We start from the raw sequence: 12,864 nt of genomic DNA, 5'->3' as shown, positions 1-12,864 counted from the left end.
TTAAACAAAAATACACAGCCATGACGACTCTTGAATTTAGCTACTCCTTAGAAAAACTATCCAAGTCACTCAAGCCTTTTGCCCTGAAGTTGACCAGAGACATGGATGATGCCAATGACCTGATGCAGGACACCATTGTAAAGGCATTTACCAATAAAGACAAGTTTACAGATGGAACAAATCTGAAAGCATGGTTGTATACCATCATGAAAAATACTTTTATCACCAACTACCAAAGAATGGTAAGAAGAGGTACCTTTGTGGACACAACAGATAACCTCCACTACCTGAATTCTGGAGACACATTGATTGAGAACGGTGCATTTGGTGACTTTACGATGGAAGATGCCACCAAAGCCATTGATAACTTGGACGATGTTTACAAAATCCCTTTTATGATGCATTTCAAGGGCTTTAAATATCATGAGATCGCGGATAAACTTGAAATCCCTATCGGAACTGTAAAAAACAGAATTCACATTGCAAGGAAAGTTTTGAAGGAAGACTTATCAGTATATAGACACAAAAACTAAACATATGCCCGCAAAAAATGTAGTAGTCATCGGATCTGGCTTTGCCGGATTGTCTGCAGCTACTCACCTTGCGCACCTTGGATACAAGGTGGATTTATTAGAAAAAAACAGTACCCCCGGTGGTCGAGCAAGAAAGTTCGAAGCCGAGGGTTTTGTTTTTGATATGGGCCCGAGCTGGTATTGGATGCCTGATGTTTTTGAATCCTACTTTGGCCATTTCGGAAAGAATGTATCGGATTACTACCAGCTGAAAAGGCTTGACCCTTCCTACGTAGTGATTTTCGGTAAAGATGATTTTATGGATATTCCTGCCGATCTAAGCGCTTTTAAAAGTCTTCTGGAATCTATAGAAGAGGGCAGTGGAGCCCAACTCGATAAATTTTTGGAACTGGCCGCTTATAAATATAAAGTAGGCATTCAGGATCTGGTGTATCGGCCAAGTCGTTCAATCATGGAATTTACGCAACCCAAATTGATTGGGGATATGGTAAGAATGAACATCTTTCAATCCATGTCCAAGCATGTCCGACAATTTTTCAAACATGAAAAAATCATCCGGTTGATGGAGTTTCCGGTTCTTTTTTTGGGAGAGACCGCAGAAAATATTCCCGCATTATACAGCCTGATGAATTACGCGGATATCGCACTGGGTACATGGTATCCCGATGGAGGCATGCATAAAATCATTGAAGGAATGGTGGCGCTTGCTAAGGAAAAAGGCGTGACTTTGCACCTCAATGCTGATGTTTCCCACATCAATGTGAAAAACGGTAAGGCAACCAATGTGGTATTAAAAACAGGTGAAAAGTTTTTCGCTGATATAGTGGTAGCAGGTGCAGATTATCAGCACGTGGATAAAACCCTCTTGGCTCCAGAATACAGCAATTACAGTGATACTTATTGGGAAAAGAGGGTAATGGCACCATCAAGCTTGTTATTTTACCTAGGCATAGACAAAAAACTCAAAAACCTAAAACACCATAACCTTTTTTTTGACGAACCTCTGGGTCCCCATGCTGATGCCATCTACACACATCCACGGTGGCCGGAAAAGCCACTTTTTTATGTTTCCGCCCCATCTATCACCGACCCAACCGTGGCCCCTGAAGGGAAAGAAAATTTGTTTATCCTTATTCCTTTGGCACCTAATTTGGAAGACGGGGAGGAGTTGAGAGAAAAATATTATCACATGGTGATGGAAAGGCTGGAAAAACTAACCGATCAGGAAATCAGGAAACATGTGATTTACAAAAGAAGTTATGCCCACAGTGACTTCAAAGCAGACTACAATGCTTTCAAAGGCAATGCTTATGGTTTGGCCAATACGTTGATGCAAACTGCCATTCTCAAACCATCCTTAAAAAGTAAAAAGGTAAAAAACCTCTACTATACTGGCCAATTGACCGTTCCGGGTCCTGGTGTGCCGCCGTCTCTGATTTCTGGCCATGTAGTGGCAAGGGAAGTGGATAAAGAAAATATTTGACTTAAAAATTTGTATATTGATCTTATGGATGCCAAGGCCTTATATGACCAAACCACTTTTGAATGCAGCAAACTGATTACTCAAAGATATAGTACAAGTTTTACACTTGGCATCAAAACCCTTGACAGTAAATTCCACATGCCCATTTATGCCATCTATGGGTTTGTCCGTTATGCGGACGAGATTGTGGATACTTTTCATGATAAGGACAAAAAACAACTGCTGCACACCTTCAAAAAAGACACCTACAAAAGCATTAAAGACAAAATAAGCCTTAACCCGGTACTTCATGCCTTCCAGTTGGTAGTCAATAGCTATCAAATCGATTTGGATTTGATCGAAGCGTTCTTAACCAGCATGGAAATGGACTTGGATTTTAAAACCTACAATGACTCCCGTTACCATGAATACATCTATGGTTCAGCCGAAGTAGTTGGATTGATGTGTTTGAAAGTTTTTTGTGAAGGCGACCAAAATCAATATCTTTTCCTCAAAGACGCTGCCTGTAAACTCGGTTCCGCTTTCCAAAAAGTTAACTTTCTGAGGGATATCAAAAGTGATTATGAAGAGCGAGGCCGGGTATATTTCCCAGGTGTGGATTTCAACACTTTTGACAAATCCGCCAAGTCATTGATTGAAGAAGATATTCAAAGAGATTTTGATGCGGCTCTGCAAGGGATACGCCTTTTGCCTTCCGGTGCTAAATTAGGCGTAAAAGTGGCTTATCTTTATTACCTGAAACTATTCAAAAAAATCAAAGGTCTTCCGCCTGAAACCATCACCCAACAGCGGATCAGGATCCCAAATGCGAGAAAAATTTCCTTACTTATCAGCACCTACTGCGGAACCAAGCTCGGCTTTAATTAAAGCCAATCGGGAATTAACTTTTTCTTCATTTAGAACTTGTTCAAGTTTTGTCTCTGGTAATGAGCGGCATGATTTCTTCCTAAATTCTGCTCTTGCCTCCGATCAGTCATTCCCAATATATGTGAAATTCCTTCCAAAGGCCATTTTTCTGAAAAACTTAAAGTTTAGCAGAAAGGGTAAAAAAAATATGATTATATTGGATTAATTCATTGATCCAGGGAATCTAATTCATGGCCCAAAACATTTCATTCCTCGAAAAGTTTATAGGTTATGTTAAATCTAAATGTTCAAATTGATCAGCATTCGGGCTTTTGCTTTGGCGTGGTCTATGCCATAGAAATGGCAGAAGAAATCTTGGATGAACAGGGTTATTTATACTGTTTGGGAGATATTGTCCACAATGACGAGGAAGTGAAAAGGTTGAGCATTAAAGGCCTGAAAATCATCAATCATGAAGATTTAAAAGCTTTGTTTGGTGAAAAAGTTCTGATTAGAGCACATGGCGAGCCTCCGTCCACCTATGAATTGGCCATCACCAACAACCTTACACTAATTGATGCCAGTTGTCCGGTCGTTTTAAAGCTTCAAAACAGAATCAAAAATTCTTTTGACAAAAAAGAAAGCATTTATATTTATGGCAAACACGGCCATGCTGAAGTCATCGGGTTATTGGGCCAAACCAACAACAAGGCGGTTGTTTTTCAGGATATCAACGAACTGAATTTGGAGAGCCTTCCGAAAAACATTACTTTATACAGTCAGACTACGAAAAGCACAGATAAATTTTACGAAATCAATAAAATATTAAATGAAAACGGGATCACTGTCAATACCAATGACACCATATGCAGACAAGTATCCAATAGAGATAAAGAACTCCGGGAATTTGCATCGAAGTTTGATAAAATAATCTTTGTGAGTGGGACCAAATCTTCCAACGGAAAAGTTTTGTACAATGTCTGCAAAGAAAAAAACCCAAACACCTATTTTGTTTCCAATACCCTTCAACTTGAAAAAAGCTGGTTTAATTTCCAAGACACAGTAGGAATTTGTGGGGCCACTTCCACGCCCATGTGGCTGATGGAACAGGTTAGAGACAGTCTCATGACTTTTTGAATTTATGTCGTAAATTGCTTGTTCATAAATCAGTTACATGAGCAACCCAATCATAATAAAAAAAAACGTGGATCCAAAAGGCATTTTAATCGCTTTTGGGGTGATTGCTTTATGGTTTTCTTCTTTGATCGTTTTGCTGCGGTTGAATGTGGATTTTTCAAGCCCTTGGACTTATTTGGGCATTCTGGTACAGACCCATTTGTATACAGGTTTGTTTATTACTGCTCATGACGCAATGCATGGTCTTGTTTCTTCCAGAAAAAAAACAAACCATGCCATTGGATGGCTTGCAGCTATTCTTTTCTCCTATAATTTTTATTGGAAACTCTTCCCAAAGCACCATGAACACCACCGTCATGTGGCGACTGAACTTGATCCTGATTACCATGCTTCTGGCAATTTCTTCCTTTGGTATTGGCGCTTTATCACCACTTATGTAAACTGGTGGCAGTTTATTTTGATGGCCATAACCTTCAACCTATTAAAATTAGTGGTGCCTCAAGAAAATTTAATTGTCTTTTGGATGTTGCCGGCAGTACTTTCTACTCTGCAGCTGTTTTATTTTGGCACATACCTTCCACATAAAGGTCAACCTGAGAACACCCACCATTCCCGCACGCAATCTAAAAATCATGTTTGGGCTTTTATTTCCTGCTATTTTTTTGGGTATCATTATGAACACCACGATTCTCCAGGTACGCCTTGGTGGCGTTTATGGCGGGTTAAAGAAAGACAGTTTGAGGAGAAGAAAATTACTTCAAGCCATTAAGCGGAATGGATACCTACCAAGCCAAGGCCTTTCTCGAAGAGGGAAATTGGGATTTTTTTGAGTTGGATAAATATGATGTGAATCTCTTTTATATAGGTTTAATCATTTTGATTGCAGGATTATTACCTAGAATAATTGAGAAACGTCTGATTACCGCACCCATCATCTACCTACTTTTTGGTGTGGCAATATTTTTGATTTTTCCCTATTTAGACAATATTCCACATTTAGCCGAAGAACCTTATTGGGGTAAACGCCTCACGGAAATGGGTGTGATCATTTCTCTTACAGGAGTAGGTTTAAAGCTAAATCGACCCTTTGATATGGAAACCTGGAGAGATTCCAAACGGCTTCTTTTGGTAACCATGCCCCTCACCATGTTGGCTTGTTTTGCAATGGGATACTGGCTTATGGGTTTGTTGCCTGCTGCTGCCGTGTTATTGGGAGCCATTTTGGCCCCTACCGATCCAGTATTGGCATCTGATGTCCAAACAACGCCCCCTGACCAAGAAGACTATTCAAAAGTAAAACTTGCACTGACTACAGAAGCAGGCCTCAATGATGGCTTGGCATTTCCATTTACCAACATGGCTATTGCGATCGCGATAGTGGGGATCTCACCTACTGATTGGTTCACAAGTTGGTTCGTTATGGATTTTCTTTATAAAATTATAGGAGGTACGGTTATCGGCATCATGACCGGCTGGCTTTTGGCCAAATTGCTGTTTTCCATACCTCAAGCCAAAAGCCGACTTCCTTCCATCACTACAGGAATCATTGCTTTGAGCCTTACTTTGATTCCCTATGCTATCGCTGAAATGCTAAGTACCTATGGATTTATAACCGTGTTTGTAGCGGCATGTGTTTTTAGAAATGTAGAATCGAAGCACGAATATTTGGAAACACTTCACGACTTTTCTGAAGAATTGGAAAGAATCCTCATAGCCGTATTGTTTGTGCTTTTGGGCTGTTATCTTGTAATGGATTTCCCAGCGGACTTTGAATTGTCCATGGTTCCTATTGCCCTGTTGACAATTTTTGTGATTAGGCCTTTGGCGGGTATGGTATCCTTCTGGAAATCCCCACTTTTACTTCGAGAAAAATGGGTCATTTCATTTTTCGGCATTAGGGGAATAGGTTCGCTCTATTATTTACTTTATGCTTTTGAAAAAGCGGATTTTCCTCAAAAAAAGCTGCTTTTGGCATTTACGGTAACGGTAATTGTACTATCAATATTTATCCATGGTTTGACAGCCCAAAAAGCAGTGAGCTGGGCAACCAATGATTGATCAAGCTTTCCGGTTTCCTATCCAAACCCCAATCACTACTGCCAGGATGCCCAGATAATGCCCGACCAACAATACTTCTCCATCAACAACCCCCCAGGCAATAGCTACAATTGGGATCAAATAAGTCACTGAACTTGCAAAAACAGGTGTAGCAATCTTGACCAAAAAATTGAAAATGATCAGTGCTATCGCAGTCCCAACCACCCCCAACAGCGTAATGTAGCCAGCAGCCAACCATGCTCCGTCAACATGGAGGAGTTTAAAAGAAAAATTGGTCCAGCCAGTCAGGTACAACAAAGCCACAGGCAGCACCATCATAAGAGAAATAGCTGTGATTTCGACAGGTTTCAGGGCCACAAACCAATACTTGATAATGTTTAGGTTGATACCATAGCATAAGGTGGCCAAAAGTACAAAAAAAGCATAGGAGTTGATAGTTGAAAAAGCATCCCATCCGTTTCCCTCTTTCACAGTAATGAGAATTATGACCCCTATGAAGGCTATGAACAGTCCCAGTGCATTTATACCGGTAATCCTAGCACCAAAGAACAAGGCGCCAACCACCACGACAAACAAAGGTGTTAGTGCATTCAGCACACCTGTGATGGATGAACTGAGTCGGGTCTGAGCGATTGCAAAAAGGAAGGAAGGTATGAAACTGCCTACCAATCCGGCAATGATTAAATTTCCAACCTGCTTTTTATTGAGCCTTTTAATTCTTGGAATAGATAGCGGCAGCAAGACCAATGCCGCTGAAACGATTCTGTAGGCCCCAACCTCGCCAGGAGAAAAAACCAACAAGCCCTTTTTGATCAAAATAAAGGAACTCCCCCAGATGATCGCCAATAAAATGAGCATTAACCAGCTTTTTAGGGTGTCTTTTCCCTTTAAATTGTCGGTCATGTATGATAAAGGAAACCCATAAGTAGAACAGCTGTTTTGTATATTAACCTTGGCTATTGGGAAGAGGTTTAAAACTCGTAATCAGCATACACTTGTGCCACTTGGTCTAAAACCCCGGAAACCTGCTCATAGTTTTCAGCTGTGACCATTTCTGTTCTGAAGGCCTTAAAATTAGGCATCCCTCTAAAATAATTGGTATAGTGTCTTCTCATTTCAAGAATCCCAAGTTTTTCTCCTTTCCATTCCACTGAAAAATCAAGGTGCTGTTTGGCTACCCTTATTCTTTCCTCCAAATCCGGTCCCTGAAGTTTTTGGCCTGTTTCTAGAAAATGCTTGATCTCATTAAATATCCAAGGATATCCGATGGCTGCCCTGCCGATCATGATACCGTCAATGCCGTATTTCTGCTTATATGCTAAGGCTTTTTCAGGTGAGTCAATGTCTCCGTTACCGAATACCGGAATTTGAATTCTTGGATTTTGCTTCACTTTAGCCAAATAAGACCAATCAGCCACCCCCTTATACATTTGTTTTCGTGTACGGGCATGAATGCTGATGGCTTGAATCCCTATATCCTGAAGCCGCTCCACTACCTCTTCTATCCTGATCGTTTTTTCATCCCAACCCAATCTGGTTTTGACGGTCACGGGGATATTCACTGCCTTGACGATTTCCGCTGTCATGGACACCATCTTATCTATATCGAGTAGAATTCCAGCTCCGGCACCTTTACAGGCCACTTTGTTGACTGGGCATCCGTAATTGATGTCTAAGATATCCGGACCTGCAGCCTCTACAATGGCTGCCGCTTCTCGCATCGAATCGATTTCATTTCCAAAAATCTGAATCCCTACTGGTCTTTCATATTCAAAAATGTCTAGCTTTTGCACGCTTTTGGCCGCGTCTCGGATCAGCCCCTCTGAACTGATGAATTCCGTGTACATCAGGTCAGCCCCGTTCTGCTTACATACTGCTCTAAATGGGGGATCACTTACATCCTCCATGGGCGCGAGTAGCAAGGGGAAATCTCCCAATTCCAAGTTTCCTATTTTAACCACTTTCGAATTATAATTTTCGTGTAAATTTACCTCAATTATGGAGATTTACGAAACACAAAGTAAAATTGGCACCAGGCCTTACTGGTTTTTATCTTTAGTATCCCTTTTTTTGATCGTCCTGGGTACCATGATCATGCTCCAATTGCTCGCAGTAGGATTACTTCCTTTTCTGTTTGGGATACCATTTGAGGATATCATCAAACTTGCTGCTGGCGAATCGGTTGGTAAACACAGCCGGATGGCATTTTTGTTCCTTCAGGCACTAGGGTCTGGACTTGGTTTTTTATTGGGTGGCTGGATTTATGTGAAATGGGTCGATAGGGCTGATCTGGGCTGGCCAAAACAAATTAATAGGGTACGGTGGGGAGCGATGTTGTTGTTGATTCCTTTGATTTTTGGCTTTATGGCTTTCAATGCACTCGTGATTGAGTGGAACATGGGAGTGAGTTTCCCTGAGTTTTTGAGTGGATTTGAAAAATGGGCCGCGGCGAAAGAGGCGGAAATGATGAGAATAACTCTTTTTTTTACAGATTTTGACAGTTTTTGGGAGTTTTTGCTTGGAATATTGGTCATTGGGGTTTTGGCAGGGATAGGGGAGGAATACCTTTTCCGTGGCATCCTTCAACCCAAACTTCAAACCTATACCGGAAACCCTCATGCAGGGATCTGGCTAAGTGCTTTTATCTTTTCGGCCATACACTTACAATTCTATGGCTTCTTTCCTAGACTTTTTCTGGGAGCCTTATTCGGATACTTGTATAATTTTTCTGGGAGCCTACTTTACGCCATGGTAGCCCACATCATCAACAATGCATTTACAGTCACCATGGTTTATTTAAACAAAATTGGCTGGGTTTCATTTAACATGGGAGAACCTGAACGAGTCTCATGGTTCATGGTGATTTTGGGAATTCTGGTTTTTGGGATTAGCTTTAGGTTCTTTGATGGCCTTCATCAGAAAAAATTACAAACATGAGAAAATGGCAGAAAGTTTTTGAAACAGGTTCCCCGGTAAGGGCAGAAATCGTAAAAGGGGTTTTGGAGGAAAAGGGAATTTTAGCCATCATTGTAAACAAAAAAGAGTCTGTCTACCAAATTCATGGGAACCTTGAAGTCATGGTACCTGAATCACAAACCCTAATAGCCATCAATATCGTCAAGGATGAGATCACGTTTTAATATCAGCAATTACAGTGAATTAGGACAAAGGGCCATTACGGCCATTATTGGAGCGGTTGTCATCATAGGTGGTACGTTGTATAGTGAATGGTGCTATTTTCTGATATTTGGATTGATCTGTGGTTTTACCCAAATGGAATTTTACAAACTTTGTGGTCTAGACGGCATGTTGCCTCTGAAAAGTTTCGGGACTTTTTTGGGTATTGTTATTTTCAGTATGTCCTTTCTGGTTGAAAAAGAAAATTTACCTCATCAGTATTATTTTTTGATCTTTCCTTTAGTTGCACTTATCTTTTTCATCAAACTCTACCGTAAATCGGATAAAAAACCTTTTACAGGGATTGCTTTTACCATATTGGGGGTATTTTATGTAGCTGTTCCTTTTGCTTTGCTCAACATTGCGGCATTCTCTGTCGACAATTCATTTCACTATGAGATTATCATAGGATCTTTGTTGATTTTATGGGCGAGTGATACAGGGGCTTATTTTGCCGGAACGCGCTTTGGAAAAACCAAGTTATTCGAAAGGGTCTCTCCAAAAAAGTCTTGGGAAGGTAGTCTGGGCGGTGCAGCTTCAGCACTTTTAATTGCCTACTTTCTTTCTCATTACTTTCAAGCTCTTCCTCCGTGGAAATGGTATGGCATCGCCACCATAATTGTGATTGCCGGCACCTATGGTGACCTTATCGAATCGCTTTTTAAACGAAGCATTGAAATCAAAGATTCAGGAAACAGATTGCCTGGACATGGCGGATTTATGGATCGTTTTGATGGATTGTTATTATCCGCTCCTTTTATCGTGTCATTTTTGAAAATCTTTTAATTTCTCCCCTTTGATATTAAAAAAGTCCTTAATATTGTACCGAAAATCAATAATCCACAAACTGAAAACCCAATATGGCTTACATTGAACCGGCTCCCATAAAGGACAAAGAAAATCCTTTGGAGTCCATGATGGAAAGATTTCACATTGCCGCTGAAAAGCTCGGCCTCTCAGATGAGGTATACAATGTTCTGAAAAATCCCGCCAAACAAGTTATTGTTTCCTTGCCGATTACCATGGACAATGGTAAGATTCAGGTTTTTGAAGGAATCAGAGTGATTCACTCCAACATTTTAGGCCCCGCCAAAGGGGGTATTCGATTTGCACCAGATGTACACATTGATGAAGTAAGGGCACTTGCTGCCTGGATGACTTGGAAGTGTGCAGTGGTAGACATCCCATATGGGGGAGGAAAAGGAGGCGTAAGATGTAATCCCAGAGAAATGTCTGCGGGAGAAATCGAACGATTGATGAGGGCATATACCCTTGCTATGATTGATGTATTCGGTCCAGACAAAGACATTCCAGCCCCGGATATGGGCACAGGCCCCAGAGAAATGGCTTGGTTGATGGATGAGTATTCCAAAGCCAATGGGATGACTGTCAATGCAGTGGTCACCGGTAAGCCGCTTGTGTTGGGAGGGTCATTGGGAAGAACCGAGGCGACTGGTCGAGGTGTCATGGTAAGTGCATTGGCCGCCATGGTTAAATTGAAAATCAATCCTTTCCAGGCGACCTGTGCTGTTCAGGGTTTTGGGAATGTGGGCTCTTGGGCTTCCATTTTGTTAGAAGAAAGGGGATTGAAAATTGTAGCTGTTTCGGATATTTCGGGTGCTTATTTCAATGAAAAAGGCATTGACATTCAAGAGGCCATCAAATACCGCGACAACAACAAGGGAACGTTGGAAGGCTTTAAAGGGGCCGAAAAAATGGATGATCCGGGAGATTTGCTGGAACTTGAAGTAGATGTTTTGGTTCCTGCGGCTGTCGAGGATGTCATAACTGTAAAAAATGCAGATAAAATCAAAGCAAAACTGATTGTAGAGGGAGCCAACGGACCTACCTCAGCCAAGGCAGACAGCATCCTCAATGAGAAAGGCATCATGGCAGTTCCGGATATTTTGGCCAATGCTGGCGGGGTTACGGTTTCTTACTTTGAATGGGTACAAAACCGCCTTGGATACAAATGGACAGCTGAGAGGGTTAACAGACGCTCAGACCGGATCATGAAAGAAGCTTTTGACCACGTCTATGAGGCTTCTGTCAAATATGATGTACCGATGCGAATAGCCGCTTACATAGTTGCGATAGACAAAGTGGCAAAAACCTACACCTTTAGAGGTGGGTTTTAAATATATTACAATACTAAAAGTTTATTATATTTGGGGTGTAGATCGTGAGATTTACACCCTTTTAAATTTGGTATTATGAATATTCACAAAGAAGGTAGAGCCTTACTGTTTTGGATGCTTGTCATCCTCGTCGGAATTAATGTGATTCTACACATGACCCTTACAGGTCAAGAAACACTCTTGAATGTGGTCCTTTTAGCAAGTGTTGTGATTTACCTCTTGGTTCTTCAGTTTTTCAGGAACCCCCGCGTGCCACTTCCCCAGAACGACCAATACGTATATGCTCCGGCAGATGGTAAAGTCGTGGTGATAGAAGAAGCCATGGAGGAAGAATACCTTCATGAAAAAAGAAAACAGATTTCCATCTTCATGTCTCCGATCAATGTCCACGTCAACCGGTCACCAGCCACAGGAAAGGTAGAATATTTTAAATACCATCCTGGCAAATATTTGGTGGCATGGCATCCTAAATCAAGTTTTGAGAATGAAAGGACCACCATGGTCATACAGCAACCCAATGGGATCAAGCTATTGGTTAGACAGATTGCAGGTGCGGTAGCCAGGAGAATAAAGTATTATGTTAAAGAAGGGGATCCTGTCATTCAAGGAGGGGAATTTGGCTTCATCAAGTTTGGTTCAAGGGTGGATGTATTTGTTCCTTTGGATGCAGAAGTCTTGGTAAGCGTTGACCAAAAAACAAAAGGTGGTGTGACCCAGATAGCTAAATTGAAAGCATAAAAAAACCGGAAACTTAATCCGGTTTTTATTGATTACATTTTTTCCATTTCCAAAAGCAGGTTCCCATTGTCATCAAAAAAGGCCAACGTGTTTCCACTAATGGTATACCTGCTGCTGGCCTCAAGGTTTGTGAGAAAAATTTTCTCCAAATCATAATCATCACAGATTTTTCTGTCTGTATAAAGCGCTGAAAATTTGATTTGTTCCCGGTTATAAGTTGCTCCACCTCTAAAGGAATTACAAGGTGCTTCTCCACTAATTTCCTGACCTTCTCCAAATTCCAAAGTCAGATTGGAAACCTTCTCCTGGTTAGCTGAAGTCCCTGCAATGCTTTTACCTTTCCAGTTATGGTCTGCAAGGTCAATTGGTTCAGAAGTACAGGCTGTGGAAATCACCACTATGAGTATCAAGAGGCTTATTTGTTGGATAATTTTCATGATTGATTGGTTTAGTACACAGAAATTGCCACAAATACCGTTCTAGGGTAGTCCTTTTGAAAATTAATTCCAAAAAATAAACATTGGAATTCATGAGAAAACCTTGGCCATAATCATTTTTCAATACAATTGCCCCAAAAAGTCCAAAATCTCTTAACTTTGTGCCTGCATTTCTCGGTGGTCATTTTACTAACCTGGAGGTTTTGAGGTAATTCCGCGAATTAGGAATAAACGGATCTCCCAACCCAGTTTGAATGCAGAAAATGAAAATAGGGTGATGCCAGAAACCATCCCTTAACCAAATTGCCATAATACGC

General features: G+C 41.1%; 14 protein-coding genes. 11 read left to right on the top strand and 3 right to left on the bottom strand.

What is annotated here, in order from left to right:
• Positions 1-20 precede the first annotated feature (20 nt).
• From H1A14_RS05450 to H1A14_RS05425, 6 genes are all read left to right on the top strand, one after another.
• Positions 21-533 (top strand): RNA polymerase sigma factor, encoded by a 513-nt coding sequence (locus H1A14_RS05450; RefSeq protein WP_194775207.1) that lies wholly within the window; start codon positions 21-23, stop codon positions 531-533.
• Between the two features lie 4 nt (positions 534-537).
• Entirely contained in the window at positions 538-2,016 is a 1,479-nt protein-coding gene (locus H1A14_RS05445; RefSeq protein ID WP_194775206.1) for a phytoene desaturase family protein, read from the top strand.
• Positions 2,017-2,040: 24 nt separating this feature from the next.
• Positions 2,041-2,883, top strand: a complete 843-nt coding sequence (locus H1A14_RS05440) for a phytoene/squalene synthase family protein (RefSeq protein ID WP_194775527.1) — start codon at positions 2,041-2,043, stop codon at positions 2,881-2,883.
• A 270-nt stretch (positions 2,884-3,153) separates the two neighbouring features.
• The gene (locus H1A14_RS05435) at positions 3,154-3,999 is read left to right on the top strand and encodes a 4-hydroxy-3-methylbut-2-enyl diphosphate reductase (RefSeq protein WP_194775205.1); all 846 of its coding nucleotides are present in this window, start codon (positions 3,154-3,156) and stop codon (positions 3,997-3,999) included.
• 37 nt (positions 4,000-4,036) lie between these two features.
• Positions 4,037-4,768 (top strand): fatty acid desaturase, encoded by a 732-nt coding sequence (locus H1A14_RS05430; RefSeq protein ID WP_194775204.1) that lies wholly within the window; start codon positions 4,037-4,039, stop codon positions 4,766-4,768.
• A gap of 5 nt (positions 4,769-4,773) precedes the next feature.
• Complete coding sequence (locus H1A14_RS05425) at positions 4,774-6,057, top strand: cation:proton antiporter (RefSeq protein WP_194775203.1); 1,284 nt, start codon at positions 4,774-4,776, stop codon at positions 6,055-6,057.
• Here the strand turns inward: H1A14_RS05425 and H1A14_RS05420 are convergent, their stop codons facing one another.
• Both H1A14_RS05420 and dusB read right to left on the bottom strand, forming a co-directional pair.
• Positions 6,058-6,960, bottom strand: a complete 903-nt coding sequence (locus H1A14_RS05420; RefSeq protein ID WP_194775202.1) for a DMT family transporter — start codon at positions 6,958-6,960, stop codon at positions 6,058-6,060.
• A 68-nt stretch (positions 6,961-7,028) separates the two neighbouring features.
• Positions 7,029-8,018, bottom strand: a complete 990-nt coding sequence (gene dusB / locus H1A14_RS05415; RefSeq protein WP_194775201.1) for a tRNA dihydrouridine synthase DusB — start codon at positions 8,016-8,018, stop codon at positions 7,029-7,031.
• A gap of 37 nt (positions 8,019-8,055) precedes the next feature.
• Between dusB and H1A14_RS05410 the strand changes: the two genes are divergently transcribed.
• The 5 genes from H1A14_RS05410 (at position 8,056) to H1A14_RS05390 (ending at position 12,110) form a co-directional block, all read left to right on the top strand.
• The gene (locus H1A14_RS05410; RefSeq protein ID WP_194775200.1) at positions 8,056-8,994 is read left to right on the top strand and encodes a CPBP family intramembrane glutamic endopeptidase; all 939 of its coding nucleotides are present in this window, start codon (positions 8,056-8,058) and stop codon (positions 8,992-8,994) included.
• Positions 8,991-9,197 (top strand): putative signal transducing protein, encoded by a 207-nt coding sequence (locus H1A14_RS05405; RefSeq protein WP_194775199.1) that lies wholly within the window; start codon positions 8,991-8,993, stop codon positions 9,195-9,197. Before H1A14_RS05410 ends, H1A14_RS05405 begins: the two co-directional genes overlap by 4 nt.
• Positions 9,181-10,020: a phosphatidate cytidylyltransferase gene (locus tag H1A14_RS05400; protein ID WP_194775198.1), complete on the top strand. Its 840-nt coding sequence runs from the start codon at positions 9,181-9,183 to the stop codon at positions 10,018-10,020. The genes H1A14_RS05405 and H1A14_RS05400 overlap by 17 nt, the downstream gene beginning before the upstream one ends.
• Before the next feature lie 74 nt (positions 10,021-10,094).
• Positions 10,095-11,372, top strand: a complete 1,278-nt coding sequence (locus H1A14_RS05395) for a Glu/Leu/Phe/Val family dehydrogenase (protein ID WP_194775197.1) — start codon at positions 10,095-10,097, stop codon at positions 11,370-11,372.
• Positions 11,373-11,447: 75 nt separating this feature from the next.
• Positions 11,448-12,110: a phosphatidylserine decarboxylase family protein gene (locus H1A14_RS05390; protein ID WP_194775196.1), complete on the top strand. Its 663-nt coding sequence runs from the start codon at positions 11,448-11,450 to the stop codon at positions 12,108-12,110.
• A 32-nt stretch (positions 12,111-12,142) separates the two neighbouring features.
• Here the strand turns inward: H1A14_RS05390 and H1A14_RS05385 are convergent, their stop codons facing one another.
• Positions 12,143-12,547 carry an META domain-containing protein gene (locus tag H1A14_RS05385; RefSeq protein WP_194775195.1) on the bottom strand — a complete coding sequence of 135 codons (405 nt, stop codon included), beginning with the start codon at positions 12,545-12,547 and terminating at the stop codon, positions 12,143-12,145.
• Positions 12,548-12,864: the final 317 nt, after the last annotated feature.

The sequence above is a fragment of the Pararhodonellum marinum genome, assembly GCF_015354735.1.
Taxonomy (GTDB): domain Bacteria; phylum Bacteroidota; class Bacteroidia; order Cytophagales; family Cyclobacteriaceae; genus Pararhodonellum; species Pararhodonellum marinum.
The sequence above is the reverse complement of the archived record's forward strand: the minus strand, read 5'-3'. Positions and strand labels throughout refer to the sequence as shown.